Origin of the sequence: Marinobacterium jannaschii DSM 6295, from assembly GCF_000620085.1 — a bacterium.
GTDB lineage: Bacteria > Pseudomonadota > Gammaproteobacteria > Pseudomonadales > Balneatricaceae > Pontibacterium > Pontibacterium jannaschii.
Map to the genome: position 1 here is coordinate 122,062 of NZ_KK211069.1, position 21,683 is coordinate 143,744.

The following is a 21,683-nucleotide window of genomic DNA, read 5'->3' on the forward strand; positions in this document are numbered from 1 at the left end:
TACAGCGCTCTGTTACAGGAAGACGAACTTGGCGACGAATACCGCGGTCAGCACGTAGATACTGATAGAGATCTGCTCACGCTGTCCGGTGGCCAGTTTCATCACGGTGTAGGTGATAAAGCCCAGCGCGATACCGTTTGCGATGGAGAAGGTCAGCGGCATCATCACCACGGTGATGATTGCCGGAATCGCTTCACTCAGATCTTTCCAGGTGATCTCACTCATACCAGTCATCATCAGCATGGCGACGTAGATCAGCGCGCCGGCGGTGGCATAGGCAGGCACCATACCGGCCAGCGGAGAGAGGAACATCGCCGCAACAAACAGCACGCCAACGACGACTGCGGTCAGACCGGTACGGCCACCTGCCGCAACACCTGAAGCACTTTCTACGTAGCTGGTCACGGGTGGGCAACCCAGGCCGGCACCGACAACACTGGACACAGAATCGGCTTTCAGTGATTTGCTGAGGTTTTCAATGTAGCCATCCGGACGGATCAGGTTGGCACGGTGGGCAACCCCCATCAGGGTACCGGCGGTGTCAAACATGTTCACGAACAGGAACGCCAGAATAACGCTGACCATAGTGATATCCAGTGCACCCATAATATCCAGTGCAAGGAAGGTCGGCGCGATGCTAGGTGGCATTGAAACCAGGCCCTGATACTCAACCAGACCTAAGCCCCAGCCGATGGCGGTGACACCCAGGATGCTGATCAGAACGGCACCGAAAACATTACGGTAGGAGAGGACGGCGATCGCCAGAAAGCAGACACCGGCAAGCAAGGCACGTGGGTCACTGAAGTCACCCAGGGAGACCAGCGTTACCGGGTTGTCGACCACAATACCTGCAGTCTTAAGGCCGATAATACCGAGGAACAGTCCAACACCGGCGCCCATCGCATAGCGGATGCTGAGTGGAATGCTGTTAAGCATGATTTCACGGATTTTGTAGATACTCAGAATGACAAAGATCACCCCTGAGATAAATACAGCCCCCAGTGCAACCTGCCAGTCGTAACCCATCTCACCGACAACAGAGTAAGTGAAGAAGGCGTTAAGCCCCATGCCCGGTGCCAGGCCTACCGGCCAGTTGGCATACAAGCCCATCAGGAAACAACCCAATGCAGCACCTAAACAGGTTGCTACAAAGGCGGCGCCGTGGTCGACACCGGCGTTTGCCATGATGTTGGGGTTGACGAAGATGATATAAGCCATGGTGACAAAGGTTGTCAGGCCGGCAATCAATTCAGTCCGGATATTGGTGTTATGCTCTTTCAGTTTGAAAAAGCGATCCAGAAAGCTACGGTTGCCTTCATCGTTCTGAGAGAATTCCGCGCTTAGTTGTTCTTGTTTAACGCTATCCACAACTTGTGTTCCTCATTTGTTGTTTGTGGTTCCAGTACGCCGGTTTGTTGTTATTAATTAGCGTGCTGCTCACGGTGCCCTTGAGGTGGGGGCCTGTGACCTGTCGTTTCATCTCTGACTGCCTGAAAGGCAGATTTCAGAGGCTGGATTAACCGGGCTACAGGCGACTAAACACTCTGTATTGCAAATTGGTTGCGAGAGTCATTATTGCATTGTGTACAATCGATTCCAATAATGAATGCTTATTTGTATATGAAAATTTCTATTCTGCATCCGTTTTTGTTGTGTGCTTGTTCCGTTTTCTGCTTGTTGTAGTGCCGTATTCAGATCAGAAAATTATCGGTAATATCTATCTAATTGTTTGATATTAAAGATAAAAAAATCGCTATTCCTGGTGCTTTAAGGTATGGCGGCTGTTCACGTTGTAATGTATGCAATTTTTTCAGTGAATATTAAGCGATTAATCAGAATCAGGCGCTTCCAGAGCTCTATTCGGCCTTTGAAGCACCGGATTGTTCGGCCAGGACTCTATGTCACATTGCGCAATGAGTGGAGGCTCTGTCATGTGTACAAAATAACCCTTATTGTGTACTATTTAAGGTGCTTGTCAGCCTGGAATCAGCCTGGTCATTGGGACTGCGATACAGGTATAGGAAATTCCGCTTTGTCAGGTAGCAACAGAGGCGGGAAAGAAAAAGCCAGGACAGAGTCTTATGTCAGTAAAAGAGCAACTGAGCACAAACAAGCCTGTAAAAGGCACCAGTAAAGCAGGAACTCAGGATGATGTGGTCTACGCACATATCTTTGATGCCATCCTGGAACAGCGTCTGGCGCCCGGCACTAAGTTGAATGAAGAAGCACTGGGTGAGATATTCGGCGTCAGCCGTACCGTCATCCGACGCGCACTGTCACGTCTAGGCCATGAACAGATCGTTATCCTGCGGCCCAATCGGGGAGCCGTCGTTGCCAGTCCGACGATAGATGAAGCGAGGCAGGTATTTCTGGCCCGCCGTATTGTCGAGCAGGCGGTGACAGAACAGGCGGTATTGCATGCGACTAAGGAGCAGATTGAAATCATCCGTGGCATGGTGGTGGAGGAGCAAGCCTGTTTCGATCGCGGCGACCGCGGTGCAGGTATCCGTCTATCCGGTGAGTTTCACCTGCAACTGGCCAAGATGGCTAGAAACGCGCCGCTGCTGAACTTTCAGCGTAGCCTGGTTTCCCAGACATCTCTGATCATCGCCCAGTATGAGACCGGTGGTAAGTCACACTGCTCCTTTGATGAGCATAATCAGCTGATCGCCGCCATTGAGTCCGGCGAGCAGGCCAAAGCCGTCGAGCTGATGATGCACCATCTGGATCATATCGAAGCCAAGCTGAACCTGGATGGCGAGGGCGCATCTGACGACCTGCATGCGGTATTCTCGCATCTGATTAGCCGCTAGACGCAATAATAAGCCCGCGTGTTAACACCTGGAAAGGGCCGCTGAAGTGATTCAGCGGCCCTTTCTTTTTGCAGGCTTCATCTATATTGCACTCTGGATTGCACTCTGGATTACACCGGGGGGCGCAACAATCAGAAGCGGTAGCTGACGCCCATAAAGGCTGAAAGTGCATTGTCGTCTTCGACGATCGGGCTGTTGGTCACCTCATCGCCGTACCATTCTGCTGTTACGCCGCCCATCATGATCCACTGTTCAGACAGGGGGATACTGTGCCATCACTTCGACGCCATAGCGCCAGCCGGAATCCGCCGTATAGGCGGCACGGCCCGGACGGCTGTTAGCAGCCGAGACACCGTAGTAGTGGTTGGTCAGCTCATCACTCATCCAGGTGGCGTAGACCGCCGGTTTCAGTTGCACGCCAGCCAGCTTTGTTGGCACAGCCCAGCTAAGATTCAATTCGGTGCCTTCGTGTTCATCGCTGACATCCTGTGCGATATAGCCACCAAGGATACCGGCCGGGGTGTAAAACTCACCACCCAGCTTGAGGTTAACGCCGCTGTCGGCATCACCCAGGTCATCCAGCAGGTCGCCGTCTGTTCTCTCACCGTCGAGGCTATCTGCTGCAAGGGCGGCGTAGAGGTTAAAGCGATCGTTATCGGCGATCTGATAGCCCGCTTCGAATCCTTCAAGGTAAAAGGCACCATACTGTAGGTTCAGCAGGGGGATCGCCTGATACTGGGTATCCACGCCACGGTAGATAGATTGTCCGGCACTGATACCAAGGCCCAGGCCAATTTCAAGCTCCTCGGCCTGAGTTGCGGCGGGTAATAATAAAGAGGCGGCCGCAGCAGTGATAATATGGCGCTTATGAGACATGAAAGGCTCCTGGATTCGATATTCTGTATTTTTGCCGCCATGCTAAAAGATCAAGGGTTAAGATCACGTTAACGGCTGGGGCGGTGCTGCAACTATTATTGCCGGCCAGGTGAAAGTGAGAAAAGCCGATCAGCTAAGGAAGTCTGGTAGCTCGTGCCAGCAACGTGTGGCTAACAGCCTGGAGCCGAACCCACCGGCAGCAATTTTAGGGAGACGTTAATGAAGTGGTGCGCTTTGACAGTGATGGTGGTGGTTGTAACTCTGGCTGGATGCAGTGACAGGGATGATTCTCTTACGCTCAGCGCAGACCGGCTGGGTCCTCTGCAGCTGTCTGAACAGACGCGTATATCCGGCCCGTCATTGCAGGCCCTGTTTCCGGCGCTGCAGGTACACTATCAGCGCGCAGAGGGCGATTCGCTGGCGTATCACTACTACCAGTTGATCAATCAGCAGGGCGAGGTGTTATTCTCGCTGACATCCTTTATTGAAAGCGCCGCAGATATCCAGGCGGAGGCCGTAGATATTGACCTGTTACAGATCCACAGCGCCGAAATACCGGACCAGTATGGTATCCGCGTTGGGGAGGGAATCCGTTCGCTGGTGGCCAAGCGTGACAGCAAATTCAGATATGGTGCGGCTCACCACCACAACTTTATCGGCGGCGGAAAAATCTGGTACAGCCTGTCCACCCAACAACTGGCAGCCACGGTTGATATCAATCCGGAACAGGTGTCGCTGGAGCAGGCACTGGAGGCTGATCTGAAAGTCACCGCTATCAGCTGGCCGGAGGCGGGCTGGTAGCGGGCTATCGCAGAGTGACAGAGCCTGATATTTCATGATCTGATTAAAAGTATATACAATAGCGTCATCGTTCACGCAGACGCAGGATTTCAGGTGAGTACCAAGCCCCGTTACGTTCAGATCAAGGAATACCTGAAGCAGGCTATTCAGTCCGGCAGGTATGCGGTGGGAGAGAAGATTCCTGCCGAAGTTGATCTCGCCCGTCAGTTTGACGTCAGCCGCATGACGGTGAATAAGGCGATCCGCGACCTGGTGCAGGAGAATGCCCTCAACCGCCATCCGGGACTGGGCACCTTCGTCAGTGACCAGAAAGCCGAATCACCGTTACTGGATGTAAAGAATATCGCCGAAGAGGTTAGGTTGCGTGGTCATCAGTACAGTTGTGAGCTGATCTCGATGGCGACGGTGGAAGCTGACGAGCAGGTGGCGATGCAGCTGGGCCTGCCGGTGGGTAGCGCGGTCTATCACAGTCAGCTGGTGCATCTGGAGAATGGCAAGCCGATTCAACTGGAGGCGCGTTTTGTCTCTCCAGCTTGGGTGCCTGATTACCTGTCTCAGGACTTTACCCGCAAAACCCCCAATGAATATCTCTCAGAAGTGTGTCCGGTCTCCAATGTGGAACATATCGTTGAAGCCATCCTGCCGGACACGACGGCCTGCCAGCTGTTGAATATCAGCGCGAGTGAGCCTTGCCTGCTGGTCAATCGCCGCACATGGTCTGACAGTCATCTGATCAGTTTTGCCCGCCTCACCCATCCCGGCTCACGTTACAAGCTACGCTCGCTGGCAAACCTGTCAGGCTGAGATTTGCGGCCACCACCGCCGATGCCCTGACGCTGGTCAGGCGACTATCTACAGGGCCATACTGTAATTGAAAATACGGCTGTGATTCGAGCTGAATCACAGCCGCATTCTTATGGTCTGAAATCACAGGCAGATCCCTGCTGTAAAAAAATTGTCCAATCGAAGGTGTGGAGAGGTTTCCCTCGGAAATTTAATGGTATATAAATGTATATACAATAGGTCACTGGATAGATCACAGGCAGTAACCGAAGCCCGGTTCCTCTAACCAGTGACAGCCGATAAAAGCTTCGATGAGTGTTTAGAGATGAATGACACTGCAAATACTATCGCGCTAAACCGCTGCGACCGGATCTGGCTAAATGCCCGTCTGGCAACCTTTGATCCTGACCGGGCCGAACCCTACGGGGCACTGACCGGACATCTTATCGGCGTGAAAGATGGACTGATCAGTTTGATCGCTCTACAGGATCAGGCTGATCTCTCTGCGTTCAATGGTGAAATTATCGACGCTGCCGGAGGCTGGATCACACCGGGGCTGATCGACTGCCATACCCATCTGGTGTTTGGCGGTAACCGGGTCAATGAAGCGGAGATGCGGCTTAACGGTGCCAGCTATGAAGAGATTGCACGCCAGGGTGGCGGGATTCTGTCTACGGTGACTGCAACCCGGGCGGCCAGTGTTGATGAATTGGTAGCGATGGCGCGGCCGCGTATGGAAGCCTTAATCCGCGAGGGGGTCACTACGATTGAGATTAAGTCGGGCTATGGCCTGACCACGGAATCAGAGCTGAAGATGCTGCAGGCGGCGCGCCGTTTGGGCGAGATCTATCCGGTCCGTATCAGCACCAGTCTGCTGGCGGCCCACGCACTGCCGCCGGAGTATAAGGGGCGGGCAGATCAGTATATCGATCTCGTCTGCGACGAGATGATTCCCGCCGCGGCTGGACAGAATCTGGCCGATGCGGTGGATGCCTTCTGTGAAACCATCGCTTTCAGCCCGGAACAGTGTGCCCGGGTTTTTGCTGCCGCTAACCAGGCGGGACTGGGCATTAAATGTCATGCCGAGCAGCTGAGCAATCTGCATGGGGCGGAGATGGCGGCCGGATTCGGGGCCTGGTCGGCCGAACATCTGGAATACCTCGATCAGGCAGGGATCGACGCGATGGCAAAACACGGTACCGTCGCTACTTTATTGCCGGGTGCCTTCTACTATCTCAGAGAGACCCAGCGACCGCCGGTTGAAACGCTGCGCCGCGCTGGCGTGCCGATCGCAATTGCCAGCGACCTCAACCCGGGATCTTCCCCGATCGCTTCCCTGCAGCTGATGCTCAATATGGCCTGCACCCTGTTTGCACTGAACCCGGAAGAGGCGCTGGCAGGGGTCACCCGCCATGCCGCCCGGGCCCTGGGACAGTCCGATCAGCTGGGTCAGCTTCGGGTTGGTATGCGCGCCGATATGGTGCTGTGGGATATCCAGCGACCGGCGCAACTGGCCTGCCAGTTTGGCACCAACCCGATCAGACAACGAATTTTCGACGGCGAAGTGACTTTCACTAACCGGGGCGGAAGTACCGACCTGCGCCGGTAACAATACTTAAAAATACATAATCAGAAATGCAAAGACTGCTGCGCTGTCAGACATCGCAGCAGTCCCAGCCACCCGATATGAGGTCATATTATGTCTTCCCAGCGTCACGACAGTACCCGTGTTATCCAGGCCCCGACCGGCACCCAGCTCAGTTGTAAAAGCTGGCTGACCGAAGCGGCGATGCGCATGCTGATGAATAACCTGCATCCGGACGTCGCAGAGCGCCCGGAAGATCTGGTGGTGTATGGCGGTATTGGCCGCGCTGCCCGTGACTGGCAGTGCTATGACAAGATTATCGAAGTATTGCAGCGGCTGGAGGCGGATGAATCGCTACTGATCCAGTCGGGCAAGCCGGTCGGCGTGTTTAAGACCCACACAGACGCACCGCGGGTGCTGATCGCCAACTCCAATCTGGTACCGCACTGGGCAAACTGGGAGCACTTTAACGAACTGGATAAGCAAGGCCTGATGATGTACGGCCAGATGACGGCTGGCTCCTGGGTGTATATCGGTTCGCAGGGCATTGTGCAGGGTACTTATGAAACCTTTGCCGCGATGGCGCGTCAGCATTTTTCTGGTGAATCCAAAGGGCGCTGGATTCTGACCGGTGGCTTGGGCGGCATGGGTGGTGCCCAGCCACTGGCCGCCACTATGGCCGGCTTCAGCTGCCTGGCAGTGGAGTGCGATGAGACCCGCATCGACTTCCGCCTGCGTACCGGTTACCTCGATAAGAAAGCCTACTCGCTGGATGAAGCCCTGGAGATGATCGACCGTGCTAACACGAAAGGAGAAGCGTTGTCGGTAGGACTATTGGGCAACTGTGCCGATATCTATCCCGAGCTGGTCGGACGCGGCATCACACCGGATTGTGTTACCGATCAGACCAGCGCCCATGACCCGCTGAACGGTTATCTGCCGCAGGGCTGGACGATGCAATACGCTGCCCAAATGCGCCAGCAGGATGAAGCGGCGGTGGTGAAGGCGGCCAAAGAGTCGATGGCGATACAGGTCCGTGCCATGTTGACGCTGCAGTCGCGTGGCTCGGCCACCACCGATTACGGCAATAATATCCGTCAGATGGCGTTTGAAGTCGGTGTCGATAATGCCTTTGACTTTCCGGGCTTCGTACCGGCTTATATCCGGCCGCTGTTTTGCGAAGGGATCGGGCCATTCCGTTGGGTAGCGCTGTCCGGTGACCCGGAGGATATCTATAAGACGGATCAGAAGGTCAAAGAATTGATCCCGGATAACCCGATGCTGCACAACTGGCTGGATATGGCGCGGGAAAGGATCGCGTTTCAGGGGTTGCCTGCACGGATCTGTTGGGTGGGCTTGAAAGACCGCCAGCGTCTGGCACTGGCTTTTAACGAGATGGTTAAGAATGGCGAACTGAAAGCGCCGGTGGTGATCGGCCGTGATCATCTGGATTCCGGCTCGGTTGCCAGCCCCAACCGGGAAACCGAATCGATGATGGACGGGTCTGATGCAGTATCTGACTGGCCGCTGCTGAATGCGCTGCTCAATACCGCGGGTGGCGCTACCTGGGTCTCACTGCATCATGGCGGCGGCGTGGGTATGGGCTTTAGCCAGCATGCCGGCGTGGTGATTGTCGCTGATGGAACCGAGGCGGCGGCAAAGCGCCTCGGCCGGGTGCTGCATAACGATCCCGCCAGTGGCGTGATGCGTCATGCCGATGCGGGCTACGAGATTGCAAAAGACTGCGCCAGAGAGCAGGGGCTTGATCTTCCGATGTTGCAGGACTGATTGCAAAGCTAGTTGAGATAAGTAACCTAACCGACTGAATTTAAGGAATAAAAATAATGCTAAGCCTAACCCTTAAACCCGGCCAGCTGACCCTGGCTGAACTGCGTCGGATTAACAATGAAGCAGTGCGCCTGGAGCTGGATCCCGCCAGCATTGAAGGCATCGACGCCAGCAGTGCAGCCGTGGCGCGGGTAGTGGAACAGGGCCGTGTCGTCTATGGCATCAATACCGGCTTTGGCCTGCTGGCAAACACCCTGATAGAGCCGCAGGATCTGGAGTTATTACAGCGCAGCATCGTACTTTCCCATGCGGCAGGCATTGGCGAATTAATGGATGAGAACAGCGTCCGTCTGATGATGGTACTGAAACTCAACTCGCTGGCGCGGGGATTCTCCGGTATCCGCCTGCAGGTACTGGATGCGCTGATCGCATTGCTCAATGCCGAAGTCTATCCCTGTGTGCCACAGAAAGGATCGGTTGGCGCCTCCGGAGACCTGGCACCGCTGGCCCATATGAGCACCGTGCTGCTGGGTGAGGGTGAAGTGACTTACAAGGGCGAGCGCCTGTCCGGGGCCGAGGGGCTGAAGATCGCAGGTTTGCAGCCGATCACCCTGGCACCGAAAGAGGGGCTGGCGCTGTTGAATGGTACTCAGGCGTCGACGGCGTTTGCTCTGCAGGGGCTGTTTGCTGCCGAGGATATGTATGCCGCCGCAACCGTCGCCGGTGCTCTGTCCGTGGAAGCCGCGCTGGGCAGCCGCAAGCCGTTCGATCACCGGGTGCATGCGGTACGCGGCCAGCCGGGGCAGATCGATGCGGCGGCCTGTTATCGTCACCTGCTGTGCGACGCGTCCGAACTGGGTGCCTCTCACCAGCGTTGCGAAAAAGTGCAGGACCCGTACTCCCTGCGCTGTCAGCCCCAGGTGATGGGGGCTTGCCTGCAACAGATCCGTTCTGCCGCCGATGTATTGCTGATCGAGGCCAATTCGGTGTCTGATAACCCGCTGGTATTTGCTGACGAAGATGAGTTTATCTCTGCCGGTAACTTCCATGCCGAGCCGGTGGCGATGGCCGCCGATAACCTGGCACTGGCTATCGCCGAGATCGGATCGCTGTCAGAACGTCGGATGGCCCTGCTGATCGATACCAACCTCAGCAAGTTACCGCCGTTTCTGGTTAACAATGGCGGGGTGAATTCCGGCTTTATGATCGCCCAGGTCACCGGGGCCGCACTGGCATCGGAAAACAAAAGCCTGGCTCATCCGGCATCAGTCGACAGTCTGCCAACCTCAGCCAATCAGGAAGACCATGTCTCAATGGCGACCTTCGCGGCGCGTCGTCTGCGTGATATGGCTGACAATACGGCGGGCATACTGGCGATCGAGATGCTGGCCGCCTGTCAGGGACTGGACTTCCGCGCGCCGCTGAAGTCCAGTCAGCTACTGGAGCAGGCCAAAGCCGAAGTGCGTAAAGTGGTAGGGTTTTATGATAAAGACCGCTATTTCTCACCGGATATCGAAGCGGCCAAGGCGCTGATTCAGCGGGCTACCTTTAACCGCTATATGCCCGATAATATACTGCCCGGTTTCTGAGGCTAATCCGTTTTCCGGAAGCGAAGAAAGCCCCGCCATCAACAGATAGCAGGGGCTTTTCTTTTTTCAGTGTGCAGCCCTATAGCGAAGCCTGTACTGGCAGGAATGCACAGTGCTGAAAGCTACAAGCCCACTAATCTGCAGCCGCAAAATAGCGATCTGCGCACTCGAGATTAGCGATGGGTGACAGCATGGCGTAGTCAAAGGTCTTCAGGGCCTTATTGTTCAGTACCGACTGCGGCCAGAGCGGGTTTGCCAATGCCGCTGTACCCAGCGCGATCAGGTCGGCCTGGCCATCAGCCAGTACCGTCTCAGCCAGCTCCGGCTTTGATACTCCGCCGTTAGCAATCACCGGTAAGCCGCTGGCCTGTTTGGCAAGGGTGGCGAGTGAAGGGCCATCAGGAGCCGTACTGTCAGCCTGAAAGGCGGGCCGGGTCAGCAGAGGCTCGGTAGTGTGCAGGTAATCGACCTCGGCGATACGCATCGCGCCGAAAATCTCCTCGGCGGCTTCCAGCTGCTCCGGCCAGCTGTAGCGGCTGTCGTTAACCTTGGTTTGTGAGAAGCGTACGCCAACGACAAACTCCGGCCCGACCGCTTTACGCACCGCGTCGATAATCTCAAGATAGATCCGCAGGCGATTTTTCAGGTCGCCACCGTACTTATCGTCGCGTTGATTGGTGTAATTCGTCAGGAACTGATCAAGCAGGTAACCGTTAGCACCGTGAATCTCCACCCCGTCAAAACCGGCTGATTTTGCCCGGGCCGCAGCATCCGCAAAGCCCTGTACAGCGTCCCTGATATCCTGCGGTGTCATTGCCGTTGGTACCGGGTAGGTGCCAGATCCGTAGTAGTTTTTCATCTGCTCGCCCAGTGGTTGTACTGCTGAAGGCCCGTAGCCTGCAGAGTGCGGACCCTCAGATCGGTATTTGTTGAATTGTGACAGCGCACCGCCATGCATCAGTTGCGCAATGATCACGCTGCCTTTGGCATGAACCGCATCGACAATGGCAGACCAGCTGTCAGCCTGCTCTGGGCTGCTGATACCGGGTTGCTGCTGATAGCACTGGCTGTATAACTGATCGGTATACAGGCCCTCGCTGATAATCATGCTAAAACCACCTTTGGCATACTGCTGGTAGTAGTCACGCATAGGCACAGTCGCAGTGCCATCGTCATTGGCGCTGACCCGCGTCATTGGGGCAACGGCAAGCCGATTGCGAAGGTTAAGGTGGCCGATACGGCCGGGTTCAAACAGTGCTGAAAATGCGGTTGTCATGGTTAAACTCTCCGGGTTGTCTGAAGTCCCGGCTACTTTGACACCCAATAAAAAGAGTGTGAATATCGGTCTTAATTGAATCTTTAATAACTTTTTATTGAATATGGCCGGTATAAATCAACTCGAAAGCCTCAGGGTTTTGAAAGCGGTAGTGGAGTCGGGGAGCTTTACGGCAGCCGCAGGGCGACTAAAGATCTCGGCTGCTCGGGTATCTAAGTCGATTGAGCGCCTGGAAGAAGAACTCGAAACTACACTGTTCAAGCGCAGCACCCGGCATATGCAGATCACCGACAGTGGCGAACGCTGCTACCGGCAGGCATTAACACTGCTGGGGCAGTGGAAGGCGCTGAAAGATGAGCTGACCGAAACCCAGGCCAGCCCGCAGGGGAAGCTGCGTATCAGTGCACCCATGACCTGGGGCCTCTGTCACCTGGCACCGCTACTGACCGAATTTATGGCAATGTATCCGCAGATCCGGCTGGATATCCAGCTCAATGATCAGCATGTCAATGTACTGGAAGGGGAGTATGACCTGGTGCTGCGCCTGAGTCGCCAGCTGGCGGACAGCGCCTTACTGTGCCAGCGCATCACCCAGTATCGTTATATCGCCTGTGCCACCCCGGAGTATCTGGCAGAAAATGGTACGCCGCTTCATCCTCAGGAGCTGAAACAACACGCCTGCCTGATCTACCTCAATCCGGGTGCGACACCTAAGTGGCAGTTCTTTCAGGATGGAAAAACACTGGACCTCTATATCGACCCCTATCTGCAGTCGAACAACAGTAAGCTCCTGCATACGACATTGCTGGCCGGGCAGGGCATCATGTTGATTCCAGAGTTTATGGTGAATGAAGATCTTGCCAGCGGTCGCCTAACGCCGATATTGACCGATTTCGATACTGAAGCCCTGTCACTCTTTGCCCTCCGACCAAAAGACCATATGGCTCCACACCGCCTGAAATTGCTGCAGGACTTTTTATACCGGCGTTTGAATCAGGCCGAATGATATTAAATACCAGCGGTGTGAGCATGTTTCCTTCAAGCCCATTTACTTGAGCGTTCGATCTTTATTTGTGTGAATTAACACTGTCGCTAAAAGAACTATTATCCCGATCTCTATTCGCCGTATTTCTGGCGCCGGGTACGCGCACCAAATATAGCCAGCATTACTCTGGTCGATTGCGGATTACGCTCGTGTTAGCGCGCTACATTAAAGGATGGGTTCGCTCTCTATAGCGTATTCAACCCGTTGTTATTTCGCAGCAGAGCCGAAGGGTTCGCCTTATGAGGCAGATAAATAATCTAAATACAGAGAGTTAAAGCGACAGACTTCTATATCCCATATATACGGCGGTCATTGCTTTAATGTTAATTTTCAAAAATAATGACCGTCCTATCAGGTAGTTAGTTTGAGCACGCCATGCTGAAATCGTTGTATCTGCGCAATTGGCCAATCCTGCCAAAAATCCTGCTGACCTCGTTTATCGGGGTATCAATTATCCTGGCTGTTACCTTTATGGTGTTTATCCCCCACATTGAGTCACGCATTATGGAAGGTAAGAAGGACGCCACCCGTCAGGCGGTGGAGGTGACCTTTGGTGTACTGACCCACTATCAGTCATTGGTGGAGAATCATGAGCTATCGACTGAGGAGGCCAAAGAGCGTGCTAAGCGGGCCATTAATGGCCTGCGTTACAGCGGTCGGGAATATTTCTGGATCAATGACACCCACCCCCGCATGGTGATGCACCCCACAGCCCCTAAGCTGAACGGCACAGACCTGAGCGACTTTGCTGACCCCAACGGGACTTTGCTTTTTAAAGAGTTCGTTAACGTTACCAACGCTTATGGTGCGGGTTTTGTGGACTATATGTGGCCCAAACCCGGTGAGCAGGCGCCGGTACCCAAGCTCTCTTACGTCAAGAGTTTCAAGCCCTGGGGCTGGATCGTAGGCAGCGGCATCTATCTGGATGATGTGCAGGAAGAGATCCTCAACTTGCGCAACCTGGCTATTGCCGGAGGCGTTTTTTTCGCCCTGCTTACCATGGCGCTGGCATGGTGGGTGGGTAGCTCCCTGACCCGACGTCTGGAACGGGTGATCGACGGCCTGAAAGATGTGGCTCAGGGCAAGGGGGATGTTGATCTCCGTAAACGTATTGCCATCACCTCTATCGATGAAATTGGTGCGCTCTCCAGCGAGTTTAACGCGCTGATGGAGTCCATCAGTGACCTCACTACCTTCCGCAAGGTGATTGAGGAAGATGATGTGATGGAGGATGTTTATTCCCGCCTTTACGATGTATTCACTCAGGATCTCAAGCTGGAATCGCCGGTGATTTTTGAGGTGGATGATATCCATAAGCGCATGAAGCAGGTGTATCCACTGACCCTGAACGAGAACAATCAGGTCTGTAATCAGGAAATACTGGATAACTGCAATCTGTGTAAGGCTAAACGCACTGGCCATGCCATCAGCTCATACGATTTCCCGAAGGTCTGTAAGCAGTTCATCGATCATGGTAATAGCCACCACGTGTGCGTTCCTATGACCATTGGTGGCAGTACCATTGGCGTGGTGCAGTTTAACTTTACGGGTGAGCAGGACAATGAAACCCGTCTGAATGTGACCGATCAGGTGGATAAGGCCGCTCAATACATCAAGGAAGCCTTGCCGGTTATTGAGTCCAAGCGCTTGACCGCCACATTACGAGAGTCTGCTTTGTCTGACCCCCTTACCGGTCTGCATAACCGCCGTTTCCTGCAGGAATCCGCCACTAATATCTGTTCGGGGGCCATACGTCGTAAGAAGACCATTGGCTTGCTGATGTGTGATCTGGACTACTTCAAGCAGGTGAATGATACCCATGGCCATGATGCGGGCGATCTGATCCTGGTTGAAACCGCCAAGATCCTGAAGAACAGCGTGCGTGATGCAGACCTTATCTTCCGTTTTGGCGGCGAGGAGTTCTTCATCATGCTGGTGGATGTAGAGCCAGGAGAAGCCCTCACCATTGCTGAGAAGATGTGTAAGACCTTTGAAGACCATCAATTTACCCTGGATACGGGCGAACGCATCACCAAGACCATCAGCATTGGTGTGAGTGAATTCCCCGGCGATGATGAGTCTCTGTGGAAGGGTTTGAAATATGCCGATGTAGCCCTGTATCAGGCCAAAGATACGGGCCGTAATCAGGCGGTACGCTTTACCCGGGATATGTGGAAGGATGAACAGTATTAAGCAGATTGCGTTGACCTGTTGGTTTGCGACTGAGCTATCAGTGGAAGGGGCTTAATAGCCCCTTCCAAGGTTTTGTTTATGACGCTGTGCTTTGTTTTCCCTCACTAAGTGGTGTCTGGTTTTACAGATACAGATTTACACTGCGGTGGTTAAGATAGTCATCGGGAATCCAACATTTACTGTAATGTCGCCACAAACCTGATCACGCATGCACGTATAAATGGCGAAGACATAGAAATTATTATACTGTGGTTTTATATGGCGAAGAGGTGTGCAAGGATAGACGCCACTTTGACAATTTTCCACAGAAGGACTTTGGAATAATGCTTAAAGATGATAGTAGAATAATACACTTACCCACTATTATTGAATCAATGTTCTGGAGATATCCGTCAAATTGACTGTTGGAGCTGACACCTGACTGATAAATATCATCAGAACACTTCTAACAATAGTTTTTAAATGGGCTGTTAGTGGGCTGAGTTATCTCAAACGAGTGAAATTCAGAAAATGTCCAATATCTCCGTTGGTATTTTTGCTGTACCGTGAACCGCAGAATGCGCGTCTGAACGACGCATACCGACGAGTTCACGGCAAGGCTGCATCGGGATATGGGCTGGTTTATCAGGATAATTGATCGGTTTCGGAGAAATCTCACACTGAATAGTTCAGTGGAACCACCTTTAATATCGTCAGTGGCGGATGTTTTCGCACGGCGGTGCAGTCCAACAAGTCGCTGCACAAGTCCTGCTTATAAAGAGCATAAGCAGGACTTGTGAGCGAAGCGTTGCCCCTCACATTCAGTAAGCAGGAAATATGAAAAGATCTGCAAATAAATCTTTTGAAGACTTCCCATCCGTCACTCTCTACCTGAATGACGTCAGGGAGATACTTAACATCCTTACTGAATCTTGTGGTGAAGTTAAGCTTCAAACAGGGGAATATCATGAGGTGGAGCCAGAAGAGCTAGATGAACTAGTGCGCAACACTGACACAGATAGATTTTCTGATATCTACATTCGAACATCTCAGCCATATATTTCAATAGATCTAAGGACTTTTGGTGTTCGTATATACATAAGTGAGGACAATACCTCTCAAAGAGGAGTTGTATCAAAAATAAGCGACATACTAAACCATCGGCAACGACGTCATTTCGGTAAAGTGACTAATTTTTTATCAGCCTTGCCAGCCATTGGTTTCGGGGCTTTCATTGTAGCAGGCCAATATAAATATGCAGCTGCAATGCTATTGATAGTGCTTCTTAGTATTTACCCTGTAATTAAGTACCAAATTAATAATAAAGTTGTTGTATTAACCGAAGAAAAAAATACTAAACAATCATTTCTCAAAAGAAAAAAAGATGATTTAGTAATAGCTCTTGTATCAGGCTCATTCGGTGCAGCTATTTCATTCGCATTAGTTAAATATTTTGGCCCTGCATAACACATATGAGCCGTCCCCAAGTCAATAGGCGAAATAGCCCCTGAGGCTTTCCTCATGGGTACTCTTTAATAATTCGATCGACATACTTCGTCTTTCTTTGAGTTGCCTACTGTGTGGTAACAAACACATATAGAGGGTCTCTTACGCACCAGAAGTGCTGCCATATCGGAAGTCCGGCTCCGAATGGGCCGCTAGAAATTACTCGGTAACTCTGACTGTCCTATTCAAGGAGGGTTGGATCACCTGGGTGTACCCGTTAGTAGCGGGATCAGTCAGAGCGTACACAGTCGAATTATTAGATTCAGGTGCGGAAGCTGCCCATCTCATCAAGGCCCCGGGCTGTCGGTGAGTGTGATACTGAGGTGAAGAGGTCAGGCCTCAGGTATTACCGGATTGTCCGGCCCTCTTATTGATCACTTTAACCGTATGACGCCCGCTATGTGTTTCGCTTGGACAGCTTCCGCTTAACTTAGGAACTGAGTTTCATCGAACACCTGCCTTCGTTTGAGCATGAAAAATACGGCACGGCCCAGCTTGTGAGCGAGGGCTGACTGGGCTTTGGCTTTACTCATGCGTCTTTGTAGTTTTGCTAAATATGCCTGACCTTTGGGGGGGGGGGAACACAGGTAGCCGACAGCGGCTTCTGAAAAAGCCCATTTCAGGTGAGCATTGCCGATTTTGGCACCGGAAGTGCCGTAGCGTTTGCCGGCAGACTCCGCTTTACACTTCACGAGTCGGGCGTATGAAGCAAACTGCTGGACACGTTCAAAGCGCCGGATATCACCGATTTCATAGAGAATGGTCAGGGCCAGTATCTGGCCGATACCGGGTATCAAGCGCAGCGAGACATAGTCCTGATAGCCGTGTTGTTTCGCCTGTTTTTCGATGAAACACTCGATCACGCTGAGTTCATGATCATAGAAATCGATCAGGTGGAGGTCCATATCCATACTGCGTTGTACGCTGGGATCGTCGAAGCGATCTTTGATTTTTGCCCGGTTTTGCACGTAACGCAGATTTAGATTGATGGCAGACAGGTTGTACTGACTATTGGTGTTTTTAATATGGGCGAGCAACTCAGCCCGTTTACGCATCAGGTGTTCGCGTCTCCGGAGTAGATCCCGGGTTGCACGCATGTCGGCAGGGTAGTCGTATGCCAGAGGAAACATACCACCCTTAATTAATCGGGCAATTTTGAGGGAGTCAATTTTGTCATTTTTGGCTTTGCCACCATGAATAGCACGCATATAAAGTGCGTGCCCAAGGACAAACGGAATTTTGAAGTCCCGACAGAGGTCGGAAACCCAGTACCAGCAATGCATACATTCCACCCTGACGACCAGGTCTTGCCTCAAAAATGGTGCCAGTACGTCAATCAGATCAATCGAGGTGGCCGGAATGTTCTGGTGAACAGCGACATTACCGGACGCGTCGAGGATGCAGACATACAGGACCCCGGCATGTAGATCGATACCACAGTAGTAGTGGTGATTATTGGTGTAGAATCTCATTAGCCTTCTCCGGATTGGTTTGGTCACCTATCAGCCTAGGTAAATGCCTGGCTGAACGGAGAAGGCTCAATTAGTATCAAAGTGATGTTGCACCGCACGAGCAAGCTGGTGCTGGACAAATTAACGCGACTGCGCAGCTAAAGGCAAATTTTCCACAAGTCGAGGCGTTATGCTCAAAAACATGGATGATCACTATGCTTGAAGTTCTGAAGGAAAGTTGGTCGGAATTTTTAGTCCAGCTAAAGCCCTTGGTAATAGCAACATTGCCATGGATAGTTGCTGTCGTAGCTCTTAGTGCTGTCTCTACCGTATTCAGTGAGAAATTAAATGGCTTTGTAGAGTTCCTGCTCTCTGCAGTAGAAATGATTCTTCAGGCCATGGTTGCCTTTGCGGGCCTTCAAGTTCTCTTCAAGTCTAGGGGTGAGGCAGTTGAGGTTACTTCTGCAAAAATCATCATCTACATAATGGCAGCGGCCTATATAGGTATAGCTACGATGCTTGGCATGATGATCTTCATAATTCTAGGGGTCATTATCATGGCCGCTTCATTCTTTGCGCCAATCTATATATTGCAGGAGAACCAAGGCCCAATTGAGGCAGTGGCTTCTAGCGCTTCCTTGCTGCAGGGCAGGGTTTTCCGTGTCACTTTTCTTCTTTGTGGCGTATGGCTTGCCATTTATGCAATTGAGTATGTGCTCATCTTAGTATTTGGTATGCTTCCAATTTCTGGAATCATAGCGAACATCGTCACATCTGGCCTGGTTCAAATCATAGGTCTAATGACTTTACCTGTTATGGTCCAGTTCAAAACGCATCTTGTAGCGGAGCAGAGCAAGAAAATACAGCCGATGCCTGACAGCGCTGGCTGATTTGGACGTTATGTCTCAAGAGGATTCTAATGAAGTTTTTAAGGGGGTTGCTGTGGGTTTACCTAGTCGTGTATACGCTCTTTCAGCTATTGATGATGGTAATGGAGATTTATACCGGACCATTAGAATCATCAATCGTAGCTTGGTGGGCTCTTCTTGCGGTTCCTGCTGTGGTGCTTTTTAAGACGTTGAAAGGGAAAGATATACATTGGCTATTTCACGTAATCGGTATTGTCGCTCTATTAAAAATAGTCCTATCAGCGCATCAGTTTTCTTCAGTAGATGGAGTAATGCTCGGAATGTACGCTTGGTTCGTGCCAATGCTGTTAGTTATGTTCTTTCTATCGATCAAGAGACTACGTAGTGCAACGTAATTGGTTACTGCAGTTCGCAGCCTCCGGCTACCGGACTCGTTACAGAGAAAAAGGACACCCACCAAAATTTACAGACGGTGTTTACTGATTAGGAAGGTCGATTTAAAACTCAGGGGCTGCTGGCCTGTATGGCGTATGTCGATCTGAACCCCATTCGGGCAGCGATCGCCGATTGCCCGGAGCGCTCTGATTTTACCTCGATACAACAAGTGCATACGTGAGTATCAGTAGCAGCCGGCTGAGACTGCGTCACTGGCGCTCAAAGCATTGTCACCGAAGCAGTCTGATATCGAACGGGCTGTACCGTTTGATTTGGCGGACTATTTGGAACTGGTCGACTGGAACGGGCGTTGTTGCAGCCAGGATAAGCGCGGTCGTATTCCAGGTAATCTGCCGCCGATACTATAGCGCCTCGGCATTGATGCTGAATAGTGGCTACGTGCGATGCAGCTAAGGGGATTGCAGCTCAGTCGTGCTTTGAGAAGAATCGAACGGCTGAAGCTATACGCCGGACAGGTGGGGAACAGCTGGGTCAAAGGTTTAACTCAGTCACAGCGGTGATTTTCGGTGCTTGGGGCGACCTGAGGTTGACCGTATTCAGTCGGTGATTCTAGGTGGATGTTTCTAAGGGAGTCCCTGGTTTTTCACTTATATGCCGACTAGATTTAGCCTGGTTCGGCTATATCGTATCTTGGTGGTTTAGCTATCGAGAGAGATCTTTCGAAGGCTGCTTGCCAGCCGAATGCAGAAGTAGTAAAAAGCAGTACTGCTATTAGGAAACTAGTAAGCTGATATAGCTGTTCGAGTTCGCAGAAAAGTTTAAGGCGGCAGCCATACTACATCGTTGCCCATAAGGGTCAGGTGTTCGAAAAATAATTTCCTGATACGCAGCGATTAGACTCAACAGCCAGCGTTAACGAGCCCTAGACGCTGGATTTAAAACTTAATTTATAGGGAAAATTATGGGAAGCATCATGGAAGCTAATCAAGTCTGTAATGATACGACTTATGGACAATTCGTTAGAGTGCATCTTAAAGATGGGATTACGGATGAAGTGGCTGGTGGAAGTAACGTTGGATGTTTGGAGTACAACTCAGATGGTGAAGCCTTTTTTAACAAAAATCATGTGTTAACTTTCAATATTGATCAAGAAGCTTCAAAGATAAGTATAATATTCAACCTTACTGAAGAAGGATATCCCTACCGCTCCATTCTTACTTTCCCTGATCAAGGAGGAGAATTTCAGCGTATTCGTCGTGAGCTTACGGCCTAATATTTGAAAGTGGGAACGGGTTAGCAGACTAGTTAGTGATTACTAAGGAGGTTGTTCTGAATCAGGACAACTTCCAATTCGGTATCGCACAATTTGGCTCTCTGAGGGTGTTCATAGTTCTGTGTCGAGGGTGTTCATAGTTCTGTGTCATCCGGGTTTTACAGATCGACGTATTCGTCGATCCGGCCTTCGAAGTGGATGCTCAACTGAGACAGTGTCAGATTCCAGTTTTGCACGGGGTGCGTCCACTTCTCCGAGGCTTTTAACATACCGGCATAGAGCAGTTTGAGTAAAGCCGTTTCATTGGCGAAGCCGCCCTTGGTTTTTGTCAGTTTTCGGAACTGACGATGCACCGCTTCAACCGCGTTCGTCGTATAAATCGCCTTGCGTACGTACTCTGGATACTTGAAATATACTGACAGGTTATCCCATTTACTGCGCCATGCTTTAATCACCAGTGGATACTGCTGACCCCACTTCGTTTCCAGTTCGTCCAGCGCCTGCTCAGCTGCATTTTGAGTCGTTGCTTTGTACACGCATTTCAGGTCCGACATGAAGGCTTTCTGATTTTTGCTGGCCACATACTTCAGGGAGTTACGGATCTGGTGGATCACACAAAGCTGGACTTCGGTATGGGGGTAGATGGTTTCGATGGCCTCGGGAAAGCCCTTCAGACCATCGACAGACGCGATAAGGATGTCTTTTACCCCTCGGTTCTGCAGGTCCGTCAGCACATTGAGCCAGTAGCGTGCGCCTTCGCTCTCGGAGATATACAGGCCCAGCAATTCTTTCTTCCCCTCGATGGTCAACCCCAGGATGGTATAGACCGCCTTGGAGATAAAGCGTCCGTTTTCTTTGATTTTGTAATGAATGGCATCCAGCCAAACAAAGGGATACACCGCCTCTAACTCACGCTCCTGCCAAGCCCTTAGTTCTGGAACCAGGCGGTCTGTGATGGAGTTGATTGTGCCATTAGAGACTTCCATGCCGTACAGGTCTACCAAGTGTTCACGGATGTTCTGGTAACTGTTCCCCAAGGCGAACAATGAGATGATTTTCCGCTCCATCTCGTCGGTGAGCCGGGTCTGATGTTTCTTAACCGTTTGTGGCTCAAAAGAGCCGTTGCGATCACGGGGCGTGTCCAGCTCAAAGGGTAATCCCCCCGAGAATTAGCGGTGCTCAAAAGTAGAATTTTCTCGTAATCTACACGCAGGAGATTCTGCATGAAAAAATCGCGTTACACCGACAGCCAGATCATGGCGATTCTTAAGCAAGCTGAAGCAGGTACGCCTGTGCCTGAGCTGTGCCGTGAACATGGCATGAGTTCCGCTACATTCTATAAATGGCGCGCCAAGTACGGCGGTATGGACGCTTCGCTCATGGCTCGCATGAAAGAGCTTGAAGAAGAAAACCGTCGCCTCAAGAAGATGTATGCCGAAGAGCGCCTCAAAGCTGAGATT

17 protein-coding genes and 1 pseudogene are annotated in these 21,683 nt (G+C 51.9%); 12 read left to right on the forward strand and 6 right to left on the reverse strand.

Going from position 1 to position 21,683, the window contains the following annotated elements; all coding sequences use genetic code 11:
• Positions 1–12: 12 nt before the first annotated feature.
• Entirely contained in the window at positions 13–1,299 is a 1,287-nt protein-coding gene (locus Q354_RS0123070; protein ID WP_245601119.1) for an NCS2 family permease, read from the reverse strand.
• A gap of 782 nt (positions 1,300–2,081) precedes the next feature.
• On the opposite strand from Q354_RS0123070, the gene Q354_RS0123075 reads away from it, so the two are divergent.
• Positions 2,082–2,813, forward strand: coding sequence for a GntR family transcriptional regulator (locus tag Q354_RS0123075; RefSeq protein WP_036231298.1), 732 nt, complete (start codon positions 2,082–2,084; stop codon positions 2,811–2,813).
• A gap of 131 nt (positions 2,814–2,944) precedes the next feature.
• Here the strand turns inward: Q354_RS0123075 and Q354_RS29055 are convergent, their stop codons facing one another.
• Together Q354_RS29055 and Q354_RS0123085 are read right to left on the reverse strand one after the other, a co-directional pair.
• Complete coding sequence (locus tag Q354_RS29055) at positions 2,945–3,052, reverse strand: MipA/OmpV family protein (protein WP_169828931.1); 108 nt, start codon at positions 3,050–3,052, stop codon at positions 2,945–2,947.
• 13 nt (positions 3,053–3,065) lie between these two features.
• Positions 3,066–3,689, reverse strand: a complete 624-nt coding sequence (locus Q354_RS0123085; RefSeq protein WP_027859688.1) for a MipA/OmpV family protein — start codon at positions 3,687–3,689, stop codon at positions 3,066–3,068.
• A 219-nt stretch (positions 3,690–3,908) separates the two neighbouring features.
• Between Q354_RS0123085 and Q354_RS0123090 the strand changes: the two genes are divergently transcribed.
• From Q354_RS0123090 to hutH, 5 genes are all read left to right on the forward strand, one after another.
• Positions 3,909–4,490: a hypothetical protein gene (locus Q354_RS0123090; RefSeq protein WP_156948464.1), complete on the forward strand. Its 582-nt coding sequence runs from the start codon at positions 3,909–3,911 to the stop codon at positions 4,488–4,490.
• A 93-nt stretch (positions 4,491–4,583) separates the two neighbouring features.
• Positions 4,584–5,294: a histidine utilization repressor gene (gene hutC, locus Q354_RS0123095; protein ID WP_027859690.1), complete on the forward strand. Its 711-nt coding sequence runs from the start codon at positions 4,584–4,586 to the stop codon at positions 5,292–5,294.
• Positions 5,295–5,598: 304 nt separating this feature from the next.
• Positions 5,599–6,882 carry an imidazolonepropionase gene (gene hutI, locus Q354_RS26985; RefSeq protein WP_051560581.1) on the forward strand — a complete coding sequence of 428 codons (1,284 nt, stop codon included), beginning with the start codon at positions 5,599–5,601 and terminating at the stop codon, positions 6,880–6,882.
• Positions 6,883–6,972: 90 nt separating this feature from the next.
• Complete coding sequence (gene hutU / locus Q354_RS0123105; RefSeq protein WP_027859691.1) at positions 6,973–8,646, forward strand: urocanate hydratase; 1,674 nt, start codon at positions 6,973–6,975, stop codon at positions 8,644–8,646.
• A 56-nt stretch (positions 8,647–8,702) separates the two neighbouring features.
• Positions 8,703–10,235 (forward strand): histidine ammonia-lyase, encoded by a 1,533-nt coding sequence (hutH, locus tag Q354_RS0123110; RefSeq protein WP_027859692.1) that lies wholly within the window; start codon positions 8,703–8,705, stop codon positions 10,233–10,235.
• Between the two features lie 133 nt (positions 10,236–10,368).
• Here hutH and Q354_RS0123115 read toward each other — a convergent pair whose 3' ends face one another.
• Positions 10,369–11,511 carry an oxidoreductase gene (locus Q354_RS0123115; protein ID WP_027859693.1) on the reverse strand — a complete coding sequence of 381 codons (1,143 nt, stop codon included), beginning with the start codon at positions 11,509–11,511 and terminating at the stop codon, positions 10,369–10,371.
• 103 nt (positions 11,512–11,614) lie between these two features.
• Here Q354_RS0123115 and Q354_RS0123120 point away from each other — a divergent pair, with 103 nt between their 5' ends.
• The 3 genes from Q354_RS0123120 to Q354_RS0123135 all read left to right on the forward strand — a co-directional run bounded on the left by Q354_RS0123120 (position 11,615) and on the right by Q354_RS0123135 (position 16,195).
• Entirely contained in the window at positions 11,615–12,517 is a 903-nt protein-coding gene (locus tag Q354_RS0123120) for a LysR family transcriptional regulator (RefSeq protein ID WP_156948465.1), read from the forward strand.
• A gap of 414 nt (positions 12,518–12,931) precedes the next feature.
• Positions 12,932–14,749, forward strand: coding sequence for a diguanylate cyclase (locus tag Q354_RS27735; RefSeq protein ID WP_051560575.1), 1,818 nt, complete (start codon positions 12,932–12,934; stop codon positions 14,747–14,749).
• An 816-nt stretch (positions 14,750–15,565) separates the two neighbouring features.
• Complete coding sequence (locus Q354_RS0123135) at positions 15,566–16,195, forward strand: hypothetical protein (protein ID WP_027859695.1); 630 nt, start codon at positions 15,566–15,568, stop codon at positions 16,193–16,195.
• Positions 16,196–16,659: 464 nt separating this feature from the next.
• Here Q354_RS0123135 and Q354_RS0123140 read toward each other — a convergent pair whose 3' ends face one another.
• On the reverse strand, positions 16,660–17,706 hold the full coding sequence (locus Q354_RS0123140; RefSeq protein ID WP_027859696.1) for an IS110 family RNA-guided transposase: 1,047 nt from the start codon (positions 17,704–17,706) through the stop codon (positions 16,660–16,662).
• Positions 17,707–17,900: 194 nt separating this feature from the next.
• Between Q354_RS0123140 and Q354_RS0123145 the strand changes: the two genes are divergently transcribed.
• Entirely contained in the window at positions 17,901–18,575 is a 675-nt protein-coding gene (locus Q354_RS0123145; RefSeq protein ID WP_156948466.1) for a hypothetical protein, read from the forward strand.
• A 1,348-nt stretch (positions 18,576–19,923) separates the two neighbouring features.
• Positions 19,924–20,223 (forward strand): hypothetical protein, encoded by a 300-nt coding sequence (locus Q354_RS0123155; protein ID WP_156948467.1) that lies wholly within the window; start codon positions 19,924–19,926, stop codon positions 20,221–20,223.
• Between the two features lie 158 nt (positions 20,224–20,381).
• Here the strand turns inward: Q354_RS0123155 and Q354_RS27000 are convergent.
• Positions 20,382–21,374, reverse strand: a pseudogene (locus Q354_RS27000) (IS256 family transposase); the annotation flags it as partial.
• A 72-nt stretch (positions 21,375–21,446) separates the two neighbouring features.
• On the opposite strand from Q354_RS27000, the gene Q354_RS0123165 reads away from it, so the two are divergent.
• A partial coding sequence (locus tag Q354_RS0123165; RefSeq protein WP_027859700.1) for a transposase occupies positions 21,447–21,683 on the forward strand: 237 nt, incomplete at its 3' end.

Coding starts and splice junctions, on each gene's coding strand:
- Q354_RS0123075 (WP_036231298.1), top strand. CDS start 2,082: ATGTCAGTAAAAGAGCAACTGAGCACAAACAAGCCTGTAAAAGGCACC.
- Q354_RS29055 (WP_169828931.1), bottom strand. CDS start 3,052: ATGGGCGGCGTAACAGCAGAATGGTACGGCGATGAGGTGACCAACAGC.
- Q354_RS0123085 (WP_027859688.1), bottom strand. CDS start 3,689: ATGTCTCATAAGCGCCATATTATCACTGCTGCGGCCGCCTCTTTATTA.
- Q354_RS0123090 (WP_156948464.1), top strand. CDS start 3,909: ATGAAGTGGTGCGCTTTGACAGTGATGGTGGTGGTTGTAACTCTGGCT.
- hutI (WP_051560581.1), top strand. CDS start 5,599: ATGAATGACACTGCAAATACTATCGCGCTAAACCGCTGCGACCGGATC.
- hutU (WP_027859691.1), top strand. CDS start 6,973: ATGTCTTCCCAGCGTCACGACAGTACCCGTGTTATCCAGGCCCCGACC.
- hutH (WP_027859692.1), top strand. CDS start 8,703: ATGCTAAGCCTAACCCTTAAACCCGGCCAGCTGACCCTGGCTGAACTG.
- Q354_RS0123115 (WP_027859693.1), bottom strand. CDS start 11,511: ATGACAACCGCATTTTCAGCACTGTTTGAACCCGGCCGTATCGGCCAC.
- Q354_RS0123120 (WP_156948465.1), top strand. CDS start 11,615: ATGGCCGGTATAAATCAACTCGAAAGCCTCAGGGTTTTGAAAGCGGTA.
- Q354_RS27735 (WP_051560575.1), top strand. CDS start 12,932: ATGCTGAAATCGTTGTATCTGCGCAATTGGCCAATCCTGCCAAAAATC.
- Q354_RS0123135 (WP_027859695.1), top strand. CDS start 15,566: ATGAAAAGATCTGCAAATAAATCTTTTGAAGACTTCCCATCCGTCACT.
- Q354_RS0123140 (WP_027859696.1), bottom strand. CDS start 17,706: ATGAGATTCTACACCAATAATCACCACTACTACTGTGGTATCGATCTA.
- Q354_RS0123145 (WP_156948466.1), top strand. CDS start 17,901: ATGCTTGAAGTTCTGAAGGAAAGTTGGTCGGAATTTTTAGTCCAGCTA.
- Q354_RS0123155 (WP_156948467.1), top strand. CDS start 19,924: ATGGAAGCTAATCAAGTCTGTAATGATACGACTTATGGACAATTCGTT.